Annotated in this window: 20 protein-coding genes; 10 read left to right on the plus strand and 10 right to left on the minus strand. The window is 67.3% G+C overall.

The window, feature by feature from the left end:
• Window positions 1–2 precede the first annotated feature (2 nt).
• Window positions 3–350: an MmcQ/YjbR family DNA-binding protein gene (locus A9G05_RS19795; RefSeq protein WP_069562574.1), complete on the plus strand. Its 348-nt coding sequence runs from the start codon at window positions 3–5 to the stop codon at window positions 348–350.
• A gap of 86 nt (window positions 351–436) precedes the next feature.
• Window positions 437–745 carry a DUF2834 domain-containing protein gene (locus tag A9G05_RS19800; protein ID WP_069562575.1) on the plus strand — a complete coding sequence of 103 codons (309 nt, stop codon included), beginning with the start codon at window positions 437–439 and terminating at the stop codon, window positions 743–745.
• On the opposite strand, the gene A9G05_RS19805 is transcribed toward A9G05_RS19800, so the two are convergent.
• On the minus strand, window positions 736–1,701 hold the full coding sequence (locus A9G05_RS19805; RefSeq protein ID WP_069562576.1) for an alpha/beta fold hydrolase: 966 nt from the start codon (window positions 1,699–1,701) through the stop codon (window positions 736–738). The genes A9G05_RS19800 and A9G05_RS19805 overlap by 10 nt on opposite strands.
• An 89-nt stretch (window positions 1,702–1,790) precedes the next feature.
• Window positions 1,791–2,621, minus strand: a complete 831-nt coding sequence (locus tag A9G05_RS19810) for an undecaprenyl-diphosphate phosphatase (protein WP_069562577.1) — start codon at window positions 2,619–2,621, stop codon at window positions 1,791–1,793.
• A 236-nt stretch (window positions 2,622–2,857) separates the two neighbouring features.
• Here A9G05_RS19810 and A9G05_RS19815 point away from each other — a divergent pair, with 236 nt between their 5' ends.
• From A9G05_RS19815 to A9G05_RS19825, 3 genes are all read left to right on the plus strand, one after another.
• Window positions 2,858–4,489: a methyl-accepting chemotaxis protein gene (locus tag A9G05_RS19815; protein ID WP_069562578.1), complete on the plus strand. Its 1,632-nt coding sequence runs from the start codon at window positions 2,858–2,860 to the stop codon at window positions 4,487–4,489.
• Between the two features lie 82 nt (window positions 4,490–4,571).
• On the plus strand, window positions 4,572–5,135 hold the full coding sequence (gene pnuC, locus A9G05_RS19820) for a nicotinamide riboside transporter PnuC (RefSeq protein WP_069562579.1): 564 nt from the start codon (window positions 4,572–4,574) through the stop codon (window positions 5,133–5,135).
• Window positions 5,132–5,656 (plus strand): AAA family ATPase, encoded by a 525-nt coding sequence (locus A9G05_RS19825; RefSeq protein WP_069562580.1) that lies wholly within the window; start codon window positions 5,132–5,134, stop codon window positions 5,654–5,656. The genes pnuC and A9G05_RS19825 overlap by 4 nt, the downstream gene beginning before the upstream one ends.
• Here A9G05_RS19825 and A9G05_RS19830 read toward each other — a convergent pair.
• The 5 genes from A9G05_RS19830 to A9G05_RS19850 form a co-directional block, all read right to left on the minus strand.
• On the minus strand, window positions 5,636–6,112 hold the full coding sequence (locus A9G05_RS19830) for a DUF3429 domain-containing protein (protein WP_069562581.1): 477 nt from the start codon (window positions 6,110–6,112) through the stop codon (window positions 5,636–5,638). The two genes, A9G05_RS19825 and A9G05_RS19830, sit on opposite strands and share 21 nt — an antisense overlap.
• Window positions 6,113–6,177: 65 nt before the next feature.
• Entirely contained in the window at window positions 6,178–7,497 is a 1,320-nt protein-coding gene (locus A9G05_RS19835) for a sensor histidine kinase (protein WP_069562582.1), read from the minus strand.
• A complete protein-coding gene (locus tag A9G05_RS19840) occupies window positions 7,494–8,162 on the minus strand; it encodes a response regulator transcription factor (protein WP_069562583.1) in 669 nt (222 codons plus the stop codon). The genes A9G05_RS19835 and A9G05_RS19840 overlap by 4 nt, the downstream gene beginning before the upstream one ends.
• Window positions 8,162–8,476 (minus strand): PepSY domain-containing protein, encoded by a 315-nt coding sequence (locus tag A9G05_RS19845; protein WP_069562584.1) that lies wholly within the window; start codon window positions 8,474–8,476, stop codon window positions 8,162–8,164. The genes A9G05_RS19840 and A9G05_RS19845 overlap by 1 nt, the downstream gene beginning before the upstream one ends.
• Window positions 8,476–8,784, minus strand: a complete 309-nt coding sequence (locus A9G05_RS19850) for a PepSY domain-containing protein (RefSeq protein ID WP_069562585.1) — start codon at window positions 8,782–8,784, stop codon at window positions 8,476–8,478. Before A9G05_RS19850 ends, A9G05_RS19845 begins: the two co-directional genes overlap by 1 nt.
• A gap of 200 nt (window positions 8,785–8,984) precedes the next feature.
• Here A9G05_RS19850 and A9G05_RS19855 point away from each other — a divergent pair, with 200 nt between their 5' ends.
• The 3 genes from A9G05_RS19855 to A9G05_RS19865 are packed head-to-tail and all read left to right on the plus strand — an operon-like array spanning window position 8,985 to window position 11,234.
• Entirely contained in the window at window positions 8,985–10,064 is a 1,080-nt protein-coding gene (locus tag A9G05_RS19855) for a hypothetical protein (RefSeq protein WP_069562586.1), read from the plus strand.
• A 26-nt stretch (window positions 10,065–10,090) separates the two neighbouring features.
• Window positions 10,091–11,017: a hypothetical protein gene (locus A9G05_RS19860; protein ID WP_069562587.1), complete on the plus strand. Its 927-nt coding sequence runs from the start codon at window positions 10,091–10,093 to the stop codon at window positions 11,015–11,017.
• Window positions 10,977–11,234: a DUF5329 family protein gene (locus A9G05_RS19865; protein WP_240915582.1), complete on the plus strand. Its 258-nt coding sequence runs from the start codon at window positions 10,977–10,979 to the stop codon at window positions 11,232–11,234. The genes A9G05_RS19860 and A9G05_RS19865 overlap by 41 nt, the downstream gene beginning before the upstream one ends.
• Before the next feature lie 12 nt (window positions 11,235–11,246).
• Here the strand turns inward: A9G05_RS19865 and A9G05_RS19870 are convergent, their stop codons facing one another.
• From A9G05_RS19870 to hmpA, 3 genes are read right to left on the minus strand one after another with little or no spacing between them, the layout of a single operon-like run.
• Window positions 11,247–12,437 carry an NnrS family protein gene (locus tag A9G05_RS19870; RefSeq protein WP_069562588.1) on the minus strand — a complete coding sequence of 397 codons (1,191 nt, stop codon included), beginning with the start codon at window positions 12,435–12,437 and terminating at the stop codon, window positions 11,247–11,249.
• Window positions 12,424–12,672 (minus strand): transmembrane sensor/regulator PpyR, encoded by a 249-nt coding sequence (locus tag A9G05_RS19875; protein WP_371850579.1) that lies wholly within the window; start codon window positions 12,670–12,672, stop codon window positions 12,424–12,426. The genes A9G05_RS19870 and A9G05_RS19875 overlap by 14 nt, the downstream gene beginning before the upstream one ends.
• A gap of 39 nt (window positions 12,673–12,711) precedes the next feature.
• Entirely contained in the window at window positions 12,712–13,893 is a 1,182-nt protein-coding gene (hmpA, locus tag A9G05_RS19880; protein WP_069562590.1) for an NO-inducible flavohemoprotein, read from the minus strand.
• 148 nt (window positions 13,894–14,041) lie between these two features.
• Between hmpA and norR the strand changes: the two genes are divergently transcribed.
• Together norR and queD are read left to right on the plus strand one after the other, a co-directional pair.
• On the plus strand, window positions 14,042–15,598 hold the full coding sequence (norR, locus tag A9G05_RS19885) for a nitric oxide reductase transcriptional regulator NorR (protein ID WP_069562591.1): 1,557 nt from the start codon (window positions 14,042–14,044) through the stop codon (window positions 15,596–15,598).
• Between the two features lie 89 nt (window positions 15,599–15,687).
• Window positions 15,688–16,044 carry a 6-carboxytetrahydropterin synthase QueD gene (queD, locus tag A9G05_RS19890; protein WP_044408942.1) on the plus strand — a complete coding sequence of 119 codons (357 nt, stop codon included), beginning with the start codon at window positions 15,688–15,690 and terminating at the stop codon, window positions 16,042–16,044.
• Window positions 16,045–16,263: the final 219 nt, after the last annotated feature.

A 16,263-nucleotide genomic window follows, 5' to 3' on the forward strand; every position in this document is an offset into this window, starting at 1 on the left:
CCATGACCGCTGACGAGATCGCCGCGTTCTGCCTGCAATTGCCCGGCGCCCGGGAAGACCTCAAGTGGGGCGCGAACCGGGTGTTCTCGGTGGCCGGGAACAAGATGTTCGCCATCGTCGACTTCCTCGGCGAGGACCTGGCGTTCAAGGTCGACCCCGACCTGTTCCTCGGCTACGTCGACCGCCCCGGCGTGCGCCCGGCGCCTTACCTGGCCCGTGCCTTCTGGGTCAGCGTGGCGATGCCGCCCGCCCTCGGCGGCGCCGAGCTGAAGGCCCTGCTGACCCGCTCCCACCAACTGGTGGTGGCCCGCCTGCCGAAGTACAAGCGGGTGGGGTTGCTGCTGGACTGAGCCGCCTGGGGCGACCCGATGCCTCATTGCCGGCGCGGGGGCACTGCGGCAGACTCGGCGTCCATACCCATGACAAGGACGTTGCCATGCCTGCCCGATCCCTCGCCCTCGCCGCTCTCCTCGCCTTTGGTGGCTACACCCTCTATGTGATGGCCATCAGTGAACAGTCGCTGCTGGCCTTCGGCGCTCAATTGATGAGCCGGCCGGACACCGCCCAGGTGGTGATCGACCTGTACCTGGCCTGCGCCCTGATCGCGGTCTGGATGTACCAGGACAACCGCCGCCAGGGCCGGAGCCTGGCCTACCTGCTGTCCTTCTACCTGCTGACGGCGGTTTTCGCCTCCATCGGCCCGCTGCTTTACCTGGTGCTGCGCCGCCCAGCCACTCAGCGGTAGTGCCGGGCCAGGAAACTCAGCAGGCGCTCATTCACCGCCTCGGGCTGCTCGCTCTGCAGCCAATGCCCGCAGGCCTCGATCCGATGGACCTCCAGGGCTGGCACCACCTCCGGCATCTGTTTCAGCGTGTGGGCTTCCAGCAGGCCCACGGGGTCGTGGTCGCCGATGAGGAACAGCGCCGGTTGCAGCACCCGCTGCCCTTGCAAGGGCTCGGTCAGTGCCCAGTTGCGCTCGAAGTTGCGGTACCAGTTGAGCGCACCGCGAAAGCCCTGGCGCTCGAAGGCCTGGCAGTAGCCGGCGAAGGCTTCCGGCTCGCACCACACCGGCGGCTGGCCGGGGTCTTCGAGCCCATCGAAGAGCCGCGAACCGGCGGGACGCTCCTGGAGGAAATGCCCCAGCGGCACGGCGGCGGAACAGTGGTGCAGCATCATGCGCAAAGTGCGGGGGATGTCGGCATCCAGCTCCTGCTCGGCCAGGCCGACCTGCTGGAAGTAGAGGATGTAGTTGAAGCGATCGGCGAAGTGGCGGCGCATGGCCTCGGTGGCCGGCTGCCGGGGCCGGCCGCCAAAGGGCACGGCCATGCCCGCCACCGCCTGGACGCGCTGGGGCTCCAGCAGCGCCAGGTGCCAGGCTACGGGTGCGCCCCAGTCGTGCCCGACGACGCAGACGCGGGCCTGGCCGAGGGCGTCCATGGCGGCGCGGATGTCGGCGCAGAGGGTCAGCAGGTCGTAGGCGGCCGGGTCGGCTGGGGCGCTGCTGGCGCCATAGCCGCGCATGTCAGGCACCAGCACACGGTAGCCGCCACGGGCCAGGGGTTCGATCTGGTGGCGCCAGGCCAGCCAGCATTCGGGGAAGCCGTGCAGCAGCCAGACTGGCGGGCCGTCCTCCGGGCCGGCGAGATGCAGGGCGAGTTGAATGCCGTTGACGGCCAGCAGGCGGTGTTCGAGCGGGAGCATGGTGGGCCTCCGGGCAATGGCGGGGGCCCACTATGACAAAGGCGCGCCCGTGGCGCGCCTTCATCGATGCGGCGAATACCTCGGCCTCGTCAGGCCTGGGCGGTGCTCCAGTCCACCACGCCGAAGACCCAGGTGGCGAGGATCAGCAGGCCGAAGCCGATGCGGTACCAGGCGAACACGGCGTAGCTGTGGCTGGCGATGAACTTCAGCAGGGCACGCACCGCGAGCATGGCGAAGATGAACGACACCACGAAGCCCAGGGCGAATACGGGCAGGTCGGCAAGCTGGAACAGGGCGCGGTACTTGTAGCCCGAGTAGACGGCCGCGCCGACCATGGTGGGCATGGCGAGGAAGAAGGAGAACTCGGTAGCGGCCTTGCGCGAGAGGCCGAAGACCAGCCCACCGATGATGGTGGCGCCGGAACGGGAGGTGCCGGGCACCAGCGCCAGGCACTGGGCGCAGCCGACCTTGAGGGCGTGCTTCCAGGTCATCTCGTCCACCGTGTCGACTTCGATGGAGTGCTGCCGGCGCTCGGCCCAGAGCATGACCACGCCGCCGATCACCAGGGCGGTGGCGACGGTGATGGGGTTGAACAGGTGATGGTGGATGACGTCGGCGAAGGCCACCCCCAGCACCACGGCGGGGAAGAAGGCCACCATCAGGTTGAGCGTGAAGCGCTGGGCGCTGCTCTGCCGCGGCAGGCCGATCACGATGTCGAAGATCTTGCGCCGGTATTCCCAGACCACAGCGAGGATGGCGCCGAGCTGGATGATGATGTTGAAGGCTTTGAAGCGCTCGCCGCCGAAGCCGATCAGATCCGCAACGATGATCTGGTGGCCGGTACTGGAGATCGGCAGGAACTCCGTCAGGCCTTCGACGATGCCCAGCAACAGGGTCTGGAAGGCGGTCCACAAATCCATCGAATCTCCCCAGGGCGCACGCGGTCGTGGCCCGACTAAATTAAGTGCGTTGGTGTTGGTGCGGCTGGGCTGCCGAGCGGCTCTATGACCGACCTTGGTCGACTGGGTTCCCGAGGCCCCGACCGTCATGCTCAGGTTTGGGGCGAAAAGGCCGAAATGCTATCAGACAACACGCCTGCAGCGCGCCTCTGACGCCTTAGGGAAAAAACAACAATGTCGCGGGGAGTACCTCATTCATGAATCTGCGCAGCCTGCCCATCAGCCAGCGACTCTGGCTGATCCTCGTCGTTGCCGTGTCGATGCTGCTGGTCCTCGGGGTGCTGATGCTCCGCCAGAGCCATGAGGACCTGCTCGTCGGCAAGGAACTGAAGACCCAGCATGTGGTGCAGACCGCCCTGGGCACCCTGCAGTACTTCCAGGGCCTGGAGGCGGCGGGTACGTTGACCCGCGAGGCGGCGCAGAAGCAGGCGATGGAGGCCATCCGCGGCCTGCGCTACGACAAGACCGACTACTTCTGGATCAACGACCTGGGCCCGCGCATGGTCATGCATCCGACCAACCCGAAGCTGGAGGGTCAGGACCTCTCCGGCTACAAGGACCCGGACGGCAAGCCGCTGTTCAACCTGATGGTGGAGGTGGCCAGAGCCAAGGGCGCCGGCTTCGTCCACTACCGCTGGCCCAAGCCGGGTGCCTCCGACCCGGTGCCGAAGGTGTCCTACGTGCAACTGTTCCAACCGTGGGGCTGGGTGCTCGGCTCGGGCATCTACATCGACGACTTGGAGAGCGAGTTCCGCGACCAGGCGCTCGAAGCCTCGGCCATCGGCCTGGTCATCGCCCTGCTGATGGCCGCCCTGGTGATGCTCATCGCCCGCAGCATCACCCGCCCGCTGAACGACGTGGTGGCCGCAATGGCCGACATCGCCAGCGGCGAGGGTGACCTCACCAGTCAACTGGACACCCACGGCCGCGACGAGGTGACTGCGCTGGCCGGCCACTTCAATGCCTTCACCGGCAAGCTGCGCGGGGTGATCCGCCAGTCCCTGGAGGCTGCCGGTGCGCTGGACCAGTCGGCCAGCGCCCTGGGCGGGATCGCCCAGGACGGCCACGCCCACAGCGAGCAGCAGTCCCAGCGCATGGAGCTGGTGGCCACTGCCATCAACCAGGTGACCTACGGCGTGCAGGACGTGGCGAAGAACGCCGAGCACGCCGCCGAGGAGGTGCGTACCGCCGAGGACCAGGCACGCCTGGCCCAGACCAGCATCGACGCCAGCATCCAGCAGATCAGCGACCTGGCCGGCACCATCGGCCAGGCGGTGGAGGTGATCCGTTCCCTGGCGGCGGAAAGTTCGCAGATCGGCAGCGTACTGGAGGTGATCCGCTCCATCGCCGAGCAGACCAACCTGCTGGCGCTCAACGCGGCCATCGAGGCCGCTCGTGCCGGGGAGCAGGGCCGTGGCTTCGCCGTGGTGGCCGACGAGGTGCGCCTGCTGGCCCAGCGGACGCAGAAATCCACGGCGGAGATCCAGAGCATGATCGAGCGCCTGCAGGCCAACTCCGAGGCGGCGGTGAAGGTCATCGACGAGAGCAGCCGGGCCACCCAGGCCACGGTGGAGCGCGCCAGCCAGGCCGGCGAAAACCTGGGGCAGATCGGCCAGTCGCTGCGCAACCTCACGAGCCTGAATGCCTCCATCGCCAGCGCCACCCTTGAGCAGTCCCACGTAGTGGAGGACGTCAACCAGAACGTCACCCAGGCCGCCAGCCTGGCCCACGATACGGCCATGGCCGCCGAGCAGACTCGCAGTGCCAGCCATCAGTTGAACGAGCTGGCCGAACGCCTCGGCCACCTGCTGCGCCAGTTCCGTATCTGAGCCCTCCCCTGCCCCACTTGCCGCCACTGGCGCGGCAGGTGGGAGCCGCTACAATCGCCCCTCCATCGAACGAGGGTCGCCCGTGTCACCGCTTGAACTCTTCGCCGCCGCGCTCGGCGTGCTGGCCGTCTGGCTCACCGCCCGGCAGAACATCTGGTGCTGGCCCATCGGCCTGGTGATGGTGCTGATCTACGTCTGGATCTTCTTCGAGGTGAAGCTCTATTCCGACATGCTGCTGCAGGGCATCTACGCCGTGCTGCAAGGCTACGGGTGGTGGCAGTGGACCCGGGGCGGCGCCCGCCATGACGGCCGCGAGGTCAGCCGCCTGACTCCGGCGCAACTGGCGACGGACCTGAGCCTGGGTGCCGCCGGCAGCCTGACGCTGGGCTATGTGATGGCCACCCACACCGATGCCGCCGTCCCCTGGCTGGACGCGGCGCTGACCGGGTTCAGCCTGGTGGCCCAGGTGTGGATGGCGCAGAAGCGCCTGGAATGCTGGGCGCTGTGGATCGTGGTGGATGTGATCTTCGTTGGGCTGTTCACCTACAAGGGGCTCTACCTCACCGCCGCGCTCTACGCGCTGTTCACCCTGCTGGCGGTGCATGGCTGGCGGCAGTGGCGCCAGCCCCTGGCGGCTTCGGTATGAAGGTGCTGGTAATGGCCGGCCCCGAGTCCAGCGGCAAGAGCTGGCTGGCCGGCGAGATCGCTACGCGCTTCGGCGGCCGGGTGGTGGGCGAGTACGTGCGCGAGTTCATCGACGAGCAGCAGCGCGACACCTGCTACGCGGACATTCCCCTGATCGCCCGGGGGCAGTTGCAGCGCGAAGACGCGGCGCGGGCCGAGCGACCGGCGCTGCTGGTGCTGGATACCCATCTGCTGAGCAACATCCTCTGGAGCCGCACGCTGTTCGGCGATTGCCCGGCCTGGCTGGAGACGGCCCTGGCCGAGCGCCGCTACGACCTGCACCTGCTGCTGAGCCCGGAAGGCGTGCCTTGGGTGGGCGATGGGCAGCGCTGTCAGCCAGCGCTGGCTGAACGGTTGGCGTTCTTCCACGCCAGTGAGGCGTGGCTGAAGGCCCAGGGGCAGCGCTACGTGGTGTTGGTGGGAGATTGGGCCGAGCGCCGCGAGGCGGCACTGGCCACGGTGTCAGCCTGGCTGGCCGAGTAGCAGGCCGCCCCAGGCCACCAGCAGGCTGGTGACCACGCCAATGGTCAGCGGGCGGCGCAGGGCCGGGTACCAGCCCGGTGCGAGGCCCAGGCGCACGGCACGCAGGTCGGCCAGGTAAAGGCCGATGAAGGCCGGGATGAACACGGCCACCGCCAGGCCAGCGGGCAGCCCGGCGGCGATGGCGACCCAGCCGAACAACGCGGGAATCACCGAGAGGCCCAGTTGCAGGCGCGCGCGGGTGTCGTCCTGGCCGGCGCGCATGGCCAGCCCCCAATGAATGGCGCCCATGAACGCGAGAATGACGGCGGCGTAATCCAGTAACGCAGCCAGTACCAGGGGGCGCCAACCGATCGGGGTCAGCCAGATGCCGAGTGCGCCGGTGACGAAGGGCACCAGCCCGGCGTAGCCGAGCAGCCGGGCCAGGTGCGGCGGATGGGGAGCATCGAATGCATGCATGGGGCGGGTCCTTGTTGGGTTGCCTTCAGACTAGACAGGCCTGATACCAACCGCACTGTGCGCCGTCAACGGTGCGGAACAGGCAGGTCGATGCGCACCCGCAGGCCGCCGAGGGGGCTGCTGTCCAGGCTGAGGTGACCGCCCCAGGCCTCGACGATGTCACGCACGATGCCCAGGCCGAGGCCATGCCCGGCCACCTGTTCGTCGAGGCGGGTGCCGCGCTCCAGCACGGCCTGGCGCTGGTCCTCGGCGATGCCGGGGCCGTCGTCGTCGACGCACAGGCGGTAGCCGTCGGCCTGGCGGGATATCCCCAGCAGCACCTGGGTCTCGGCCCACTTGCAGGCGTTGTCCAGCAGATTGCCCAGCAGCTCCAGCAGGTCTTCCCGGTCCCAGGGCAGGCGCAGGCCGGGCTCGACGCTCCAGTCGAGGTCGAGCGCGCTGTCGTGGATCATCGCCAGGGTGTTGAACAGGGTCGGCAGTTCCGCGTCGCAATCGAAGTGCGCACCGGACAGGGCCTCGCCGGCCAGCCGGGCACGCCCCAGTTCGCGGGCGAGGCGCTGCTGGATCTGCTCCAGTTGCTCGGTGAGCGTGGCGCGCAGCTCGGGATGCTCGCGCAGCTCTTCCCGGCCCTGCAGGTTGACCAGCACGGCAAGCGGTGTCTTGAGGGCGTGCCCGAGGTTGCCCAGGGCATTGCGCGAGCGACGCAGGGTGTCTTCGGTGTGGGCCAGCAGGTGGTTGACCTGGCCCACCAGCGGCTCCAGCTCTCGGGGTACCTGGGCGTCCAGTTCGCTGCGCTGACCCTGCTGCAACTGGGCGATCTGCTGCCGGACCCGCTCCAGGGGACGCAGGGCGCGGCGCACGGTGTAGCGCTGCAGGCCGAGGATCAGCAGCAGCGCGGCCAGGCCGAGTGCGACGCCGGTCCACTGCACGCGGCGGAACTCTTCCAGCACGGGGGTGTAGTCCTGAGCGACGACGATGACCACCTGGCGGCCAAAGCGCCGGTAGTCGCCCCGGTAGGTGAGCAGCCGCTGCTCGCGGGGTCCAGGCAGCAGGTCGGTGGCCAGGCCGGCACGCTCGGGCAGTTGCAGTTCGCTGTCCCACAACGAGCGGGAGCGCCAGGGGCGGTCGTCGATGCGGATCACGAAGTAACGCCCGGAAAAGGGCTGCTGGTGGGCGGGGTTGAGCTTCTGCTCGTCCAACTGGATGCCATTGGGACCACGCACCAGGGCGGCGAGCAGGCCCTCCGCTTCGCTGCGCAGGTTGTTCTCCAGGTAACGCCGCAGGCCGTCGTCGAACAGCCAGAGACTGAGCTGGGCCAGTGGAAGGCCAACCACCAGCAGCAGGGCGACCAGGCCGAGGGAAAGCTGGCGCTGGATGGACCTCACCCGGTGACTCCGGTGAAGCGGTAGCCCTGGCCACGGCGTGTCTCGATGACGCTGCGGCCGAGCTTGCGGCGCAGGTGGTTGACGTGGACTTCGATGACGTTGGAATCGCGCTCGGTCTCGCCGTCATACAGGTGTTCGGCCAGGTGGCTCTTGGAGAGCAACTGGCCGGGGTGGAGCATGAAGTAGCGCAGCAGGCGGAACTCGGCGGCGGTCAGCGTCACCTCTTCGCCGTCACGCAGCACGCACTGGCGGCCTTCGTCCAGTTGCAGGCCGGCGGCCTCCAGGTGCGGCTGGTTGGCCAGGCCCTTGGCACGGCGCAGCAGGGACTGGATGCGCAGGGCCAGCTCCTCGGGGTGGAACGGCTTGGTCAGGTAGTCGTCAGCACCGGCCTTGAGGCCTTCGATGCGCTCGGCCCAGGAGTCCCGCGCAGTGAGCACCAGCACCGGGGTGGCGAGGCCGTTGGCGCGCCACTCCTGGAGCACCTCAAGGCCGGGACGCCCCGGCAATCCAAGGTCCAGCACGATCAGGTCGTAGGGTTCGCTGATGCCCTGATGCGCGGCATCGCGGCCGTCGGCCAACCAGTCCACGGCGTAGCCCTGGCGGGCCAGGCCGGTCAGCAGTTCATCGGCCAGGGGAACATGGTCCTCCACCAGCAATAGGCGCATCAGTCGTCTTCCTCGTCCTTCAGGATGCGGCCGTCACGGGCATCCAGTTCCAGCTCGCGGACCACGCCATCGGTGGTCAGCAGTTCCACTTCATACACGTAGATATCGTCTTCCTCCTCCAGCTCCGCTTCCAGCAGGCGCGCCCCGGGGTAGAGCCCCAGGGCGCGGTCGAGAAGTTGTTCGAGGGGCATGATCACCCCTCGTTCGCGGAGCCTGAGGGCTTCGTCCTGGTCCAGGTCGCGGGCCATGGCCTGCAGGGTGCAGGTGGCCAGGACCAGGGCGACGATGCCGCTGTAGCGGATGATCAGGCGCATCAGTCGTCCTGGTGGTTCTTCAGAACCTGGCCGTTGGTGGCGTCCAGCTCCAGGTCCCACTGCACGCCCTTGGCATCACGCAGCTCTACCTGGTAGACGTAGCGGCCGTACTCTTCCTCCAGTTCGGTCTCGTTGATGGTGCCACCGGGGTGCTGGGCCAGGGCGGCGGCATTGAGCTTCTCGAAGGACTGGATGGTGCCGGCGTCACGCAGTCTGAGCGCTTCATCCGGCCCCAGGTCGCGAGCAAGGGCGAGGCTGGAGGTGGTGGCGAGAACGGCAGTGGCGAACAGGGCAGTAAGGGTTTTCATCGTGGGTTCTCCTTGTGGGGATTGCTGTCTTGAGATGGGCTCACTGTAGCCAGTCGCCATTAATTCAAGCTGAATTCACCGAAGCCCCGCTGCCGGGGCGGCATCGCGCTGCCTGCGGACGCATCATTCACATGCTGAAAGCGCTTGGTCAGCCGGCGCGGGCCACTATAATCGCTGCCTCGCTTTTTTCGGAGGCCCCCATGAGCGCCATTCACATCAAGTCGCCCGCCCTCACCCTGCGCGCCGGCAAGCGAGCGCTGGCCCGTATCCGCGAGCACGGCCTGCAGCCGGCGGATGTGAAGATCCTGCCCGGCGCGGCGGGCGGGCCGAAGGCGCTGGGCATCCAGGGGCTTGACCTGGCGCTGTTCGGCGAATGGCTACCCCGGGCGCCCCAGGAGCGCTCGCTGATCGGTGCCTCGATCGGCTCCTGGCGCTTCGCCAGTGCCTGCCTGCCGGACGCCGCCGAAGGCCTCCGGCGGCTCGGCGAGCTGTACACCTCTCAGCGCTTCCCCAAGGGCGTGAGCATGGCGGACGTGAGCCGCCGCTGTACGGCGATGCTGGACCAGTTGCTCGACGGCCAGGACCAGCAGGTGCTGAGCAACCCGCACTACCGCCTGAACGTGGTGGTGGTGAAGAGCCATGGCCTGCTCGCCCACGACCGTCGGGGAGCGCTGGGCCTGGGATTGTCTTCGGTGATCGGCGCCAACCTGCTGGGCCGCCCGCGCCTGGCGCGCCACTTCGAGCGAGTGATCCTGCATGACAGCCGCCTGGCGCCGCCGCTGGCGGCGCTGAACGACTTCCCCTCGCGCTGCCTGCCGCTGGACGGCGCCAACCTGCGCCACGCGCTGCTGGCCTCCGGCTCCATCCCCATGGTGATGGAGGGGGTGCGCGACATCCCTGGCGTCGGCCCCGGAACCTACCGCGACGGCGGCCTGCTGGACTACCACCTGGACCTGCCCTATCAGGGCGACGGGGTGGTGCTCTACCCGCACTTCACCGACAAGGTCATCCCCGGCTGGTTCGACAAGGGCCTGCCCTGGCGCCGAGGCGATGCCGAGCGTCTGCAGGACGTCCTGCTGCTGGCACCGTCGAAGGACTACCTGGCCACCCTGCCCCACGGCAAACTGCCGGACCGCAAGGACTTCACCCGCTACCTGGGCGACGACGATGGCCGCGAGCGCTATTGGCGCAAGGCCATGGCGGAAAGCCAACGGCTGGGTGACGAGTTTCTCGAACTGGCCGACAGCGGCCGCCTCGCCGAACGCCTGCTCCCTCTCTGACCCGATCTGCTCCAAGGAAGGAACCCATGAAACTCGCCGTCGCCATCCTGCATGGCATTGGCAGCCAGCCCGACCAGCGCGATGCCGAGGGCCAGTACAGCTATGCCCAGGGCCTTATCGGCGGGCTGCGCCGGGAGCTGGGCGTGGAGGCCGACACCATCGCCTTCCAGAGCCTGTACTGGGCCAGCGTGCTGGACCGCCGCGAACGGGCCTACCTCGACCGCCTGGAGCGCGAACCAGTGACCTGGCGCTGGCTGCGCGAGGCGGTGACGCTGTTCCTCGGTGACGCCAGCGGCTACCGCAAGGTGAGCCAGGCCTACGACACCACCTACGAGGAGGTGCACCAGTGCCTGCGCAACGGCCTCACGGCCCTGCGGGCGAAGGTGGCGCCGACCACGCCACTGGTGGTGCTGGCCCACTCGCTGGGCGGGCACATCTTCTCCAACTTCGCCTGGGACCAGCAGAAGCTGAACACGACGCCCAGTTGTCCGCGCGATCCCTTTCTCGCGCTGGAAACCCTGGCGGGCCTGGTGACCTTCGGCTGCAACATCCCGCTCTTCACCTTCGCCTACGACCCGGTGCGACCTATCCGCTTCCCCGGTCATTGCCTGCCGGCAGGCCTTGAGCGAGCCGCGCGCTGGCTGAATGTGTATGCTCCGGCCGACCCGCTGGGCTACCCGCTGCGACCGCTGCAGAACTATGCCGAAGTCGTGACGGAGGACGTCGCCCTGCCGGTCGGCCCCTGGTACAAACGCCACACCCCTTTGAGCCACATGGAGTATTGGAACGATGCGCGCTTCCACCGTTATCTGGCGGGCCATCTGCGCCAGCTGCTTGCTGCTTGCGACCACCCCGAGCCAGGCCCAACTGGACGCGAAGAGCCAGCAGGAGATCAACGCCCTGCTGGGGTTCGTGGAAAGCAGTGGCTGCCTGTTCATCCGCAACGGCAGTGAGTACCCCGCCGCCGAGGCACGGCAGCACATGCAGAAGAAGCTGAACTACCTGGAAAAGAAGGGCCTGGTGGACAACGCCGAGGATTTCATCGCCCGTGCAGCCACGGAAAGCAGCATGAGTGGCAAGCCTTACAAGGTGAACTGTGCTGGCCAGGAGCAGCTTTCGGCCGACTGGCTGAAACAGGAACTGGCACGCGCGCGCACCGCCCGCCCCTGACCCTCGCCGCCTTCAGCCCGGCTGACCATCAACCCGGGCCCGCCAGAACATCGACCCGTAGTGCCCAAGGAACAGGGCGAAGGCCAGGATCCAGCAAGCCCCGGCCAGCAGCAGGCTGGCCAGTGGCCAAATCCCGATGCCGAAGACCCGCAGCACCGCCCCCAGGTTGAGCAGGCCGAAGGCCCAGCCCATCGCCGGAGGCGCCACCAGCGCGCGCCCGGTGTGCCCGAGGCTGACCCTCGCCAGCATCCCCAGGATCAAGCCACCCATGGCACCCACCGCCAGTGCGTGAAGGGCCGGGCTGCTGCCCGCCAGCCAGCCCAGGTGCCAGGCCGCGAGGCCGAACGGCGCTACCACCAGCCAGGCGAATGCCAGGTGCAGTGACCAGAGCAATGGCACCCGCCAGATGCCCCGGTGATACCAGCGCACCAGGCGCAGCAGGTGCCCCGCCCCAAGCACGGCGAACGGCAGAGCCAGGAACGGAACGGGCCGGTTGGCGGCGCCCATGAGCGCCGACAGCGCCACGGCCAGCGACAGCCCCAGAGTGCCCCACTCCAGCCAGGGCCAGGCCTTGACCTGGCTGGGCAGACCAAGCCCGCGCTGGGTGAAGAACGGGATCACCCGCCCGCCGATCAAACCCATCAGCGCGGCCACCAACCAGAGCGCCCCCTGCACACCCTGGCGCGGCCAAGCGTCATTGCCCGCGAGCGTGCCCAGCACCACGACCCCATCGGCCACTGCCAACAGCAGGAGCATCAGCACGACCGGGTAGTTGTTGCGCTGTCGCACCCGCCACAAGCGACAGCCGATTACCCAGGCCAGCAGGGGCAGGAAGACCAGTTGCAGGGGCGCCACTATCACCAGAGGCACACCGCCAAACCAGGCCAGTCGCGCCAGCAGCCATACCGTAAACAGGCCGGCCAGCGGGCGGCCGGCAAGGCCCGGCTGGCCTGTCCAGTTCTGCACGGCGGTGAGCAGGAAGCCGGCAATGATTGCCACGGCAAAACCGAAGGGCATCTCGTGGCGGTGCCAGGCGAGCCAGCCTCCGGTGGGCTGCCAATCCTGAAGTGCTCCGCTCAGCACGCCCAGCCAGGCCGCTACCGCGAGCAACGCGAAGGCACTGCCCGCCAGGAAGAAGGGCCGGAACCCGAGGCGCCAAAGCGGTGCAATGGCCAGTTCGCGGCGACGATCACGCAGTTGCATGGCAGGCCTCCCGATGCAGGCGTTGCAGAGCGGTGAGACGGATGACATAGCCGACCTTGATCAGCGTGGGCCCCAGGATGACCAGTCCATGGGCCAGCACCTGGGCTGGCAGCGCGAGGTAATGATCCAGCCCGTAGGCACCGACGACACCAACCAGCAGCAGCGCGAGGCCGGCAGCCAGCAGGCCGTGGGCCAGGCTCAAAAAGGGGCAAGGGACAGGGCACATGGTGAACACCTCCAGTAAAGGCCCGGCACCGGGGTGCCGGGCGGCGGTTCAGGCATCCAGTTCGGCAGCCGGGCCGAAGAACTCGTAGTGACACTGCGCAGCCGGCACGCCCAACGCGGCTAGGTGTTTCTTGACCATGGCCATGAAGGGCTTGGGACCGAGGAAGTACGCCTCGACATCGCGGGAGGCGGGCAGCCACTGGGCGAGTTGGTCGCGGCTCAACAGGCCGATGGCATCGGCCCGGTCACCGGCGCTCGGTTCGCTGAGGCAGGTGTGGAGTCGCAGATTCGACGTGTGCGCGGCCAACTCTTCCAGCCAGGGGCGGAAAGCCTGCACGGAAGCATTGCGGGCGCAGTGGATGAAGTGAATCGGTCGACCGCTGCCGTGGGCGGCTTCGAGCATGGCGAGGGCGGGGGTGATACCGACGCCGGCACTGATCAGCACCAGAGGCTTGCGGCCGGGGCGCAGGATGAAGTCGCCGGCGGGGGCGAACAGTTCGAGGGCATCACCCTCCCCGACCCGATCGTGCAGGTGGTTGGATACCTTGCCATTCGGTTCACGCTTGACGCTGATGCGGTAGTCGCGACCGTTGGGGGCGGCGGACAGGGAGTAGTTGCGGCGTACCTCCTGCCCATCGATGTCCAGCCGCAAGCCGATGAACTGGCCGGGGATGAACGCCTGGACGGGGCCGCCATCGGCGGGAGCCAGGTAGAACGAGGTGATCTCCTCGCTCTCCACCACTTTCTGCCGCACCACGAAGCGACGCCCGCCCCGCCAACCGCCTTCGGATTCGGCATTGGCGGAATAGACCTCCTCCTCGGCAGCGATCAGGAGGCTGGAAAGCTGCTGGTAGGCGTCGGCCCAGGCGGCGATCACCTCGTCGGTAGCGATCTCCTCGCCCAGCACTTCACGGATCGCCCGCAGCAGGCAGGCGCCGACGATGGGGTAATGCTCGGGCAGGACCTGCAGGGCAACGTGCTTGGCGACGATGCGCCCGACCATCGGCCCGAGGACGTCGAGGCGATCGAGGTGGCGGGCGTACGTGATGATGCCGTTGGCCAGGGCGCGCGCCTGGTCGCCACTGGCCTGGTGGGCCTGGTTGAAGAGGACACGGACCTCGGGATACTCGGTCAGCATGATGCGGTAGAAGTGGGTAGTCAGCGCTTCGCCGCCGGTTTCCAACAGCGGGATGGTGGAAGTGACGATTGCACGGGCTTGGCTGGAGAGCATGGGAGTTTCCCTTGTGGTGTGATGGTTCACCTTGTCTATTCCAGTTTTCGTGCCAGAAAATTTTCCTTTTATATTCAGCTAGTTGCATTTATACAGGTTAATTTGACTACAATTGGCACCATGTCCTAACGACACGCATGGAGTCATTATGACTGCGCAATCCTTGCTGCAAACCTTGCTTCCCCTGGTCAGCGACCTCTCCCGCGATCTGCCTGAACGCGAGCGCTATCGTCGCTTGCTGGAAGCCCTCCGCGAATTGCTGCCGTGCGATGCCACGGCACTTCTTCGCCTGGAGGATGAACACCTGGTGCCGCTGGCAGTGGATGGGCTGAGCCTCGATACCCTGGGCAGGCGCTTCCGCGTGGCCGATCACCCCCGTCTCGCGGCCTTGCTGGAACAGCGATCCCCTACGCACTTTCCTGCGGACTGCGACCTGCCCGATCCCTACGACGGGTTGGTGGAGGGCCATCACGCGCACCTGGAGGTGCATGATTGCCTGGGGTGCCCGCTCTACCTCGATGAGCGCCCATGGGGTTTGCTGACGCTGGATGCCCTGGACCCGTCGCGCTTTTCGCAGCAGGACCTGCAGACACTGGAGCAATTTGCCAGCCTGGCTTCCGCCACGGTGAAGGCTGCGGAGCGCATGCATGACTTGGAGCGTCGCGCACAGGACGAACGGCAGCGGGCGGATGCATACCGCCAGGCCGCCGGTGAGCCGGCGCCTCGTGAGCTGATCGGTCAGAGCGCTGCGCACAAGGCGCTGCTGGCGGAGATCGCAACGGTGGCGGACAGCGAGCTGACGGTGCTGGTGACCGGGGAAACGGGGGTTGGCAAGGAGCTGGTGGCCCAGGCGATCCATGCCCGCTCGCCCCGGCACGGGATGCCGATGGTCAGCCTGAACTGCGCGGCGCTACCTGACACGCTGGTGGAGAGTGAGTTGTTCGGGCATGTGCGTGGTGCATTCTCCGGTGCGGTGAGTGATCGTCGAGGCAAGTTCGAGCTGGCCAACGGGGGGACGCTGTTCCTCGATGAAGTGGGCGAGCTGCCCATGGCCGTCCAGGCGAAGCTCCTGCGGGTGCTGCAGAGCGGGCAACTGCAGCGCGTCGGCTCGGATCGGGAGCATCGGGTGGATGTGCGGGTCATCGCAGCCACCAACCGGGAGCTGGCCGAGGAGGTCAGGCAAGGCCGTTTTCGCGCCGATCTGTACCACCGGCTGAGCGTGTATCCGTTGCTGGTCCCGCCATTGCGGGAGCGTGGACGGGATGTGCTGCTGCTGGCGGGCTTCTTCCTCGAACGCAACCGGGCCCAGCTCGGGCTCCGCAGCCTGCGCCTGGCGGCAGACGCACAGGCCGCCCTCCTCCGCTATGACTGGCCAGGGAACGTGCGGGAGCTGGAGCATCTGATCGGTCGGGCGGGGCTCAAGGCGCTGGCTGCCGTGCGCCCCCAGCGACCACGCATCCTGACGATCGACGCTTCCGACCTGGCGCTGCCAGCGCTCCAGGAAGGCGTGACTGCAACATCCAGTGCAATCGAAGCAGGTGCCGGCAAGGTCCGTGACCTGAGGGAAGCCGTCGATGATTACCAGCGACGCCTGATTGAGGCGGGGCTGCAGCATCATCAGGGCAACTGGGCAGCTGCGGCACGCGACCTGGGGCTGGATCGCGCCAACCTTCTACGACTGGCGAAACGCCTGGGCCTTCGCTGAAGCCTGGGCTGGCGCCGGGCGGTACGAAAACACAGGTCACACCTGATACACTCGCGCCCCCGAAATCCCTTTCAGCCAGGGCGCAGCAGTTGGAAATCTTCAAGGAATTCATCTTCGAGGCAGCCCACCGCCTCCCCCACGTACCGGCAGGACACAAGTGCGGCCGTCTCCATGGTCATTCGTTCCGAGTCGCCCTCTATATCGAAGGGGACGTTGATCCCCATACCGGCTGGATTCGGGACTTCTCGGAGATCAAAGCGCTTTTCAGGCCCATCTACGAGCAACTGGACCACAACTACCTGAACGACATCCCTGGTCTGGAGAATCCAACCAGCGAGGTGCTTGCCAAATGGATCTGGCAGCAGGTCAAGCCGCTGATCCCGGAACTGAGCCGAGTCCGCATACACGAGACGTGCACAAGCGGGTGTGAATACCGGGGGGATTAAGTCACCACTGTGAAAGCCGCCGATAGGCGGCTTTTTTGTATCTGCACAATGGCAAACGCCGGGAGGCGAGCGGTCGCCGGATGAGGGCGGCACGCCGTCATCCGGCGGTGACTGCGACATCCTTTCACAGGGATGACAAGACTAAGCGGAAGACTTCCAGCCTCGAATGACTGAGCTGGCTTGAGTTTTCTTTAGCGCAAAGTCAAACCCCCGACCATC

Source organism: Pseudomonas sp. ENNP23 (assembly GCF_001728945.1).
Lineage (GTDB): Bacteria > Pseudomonadota > Gammaproteobacteria > Pseudomonadales > Pseudomonadaceae > Metapseudomonas > Metapseudomonas otitidis.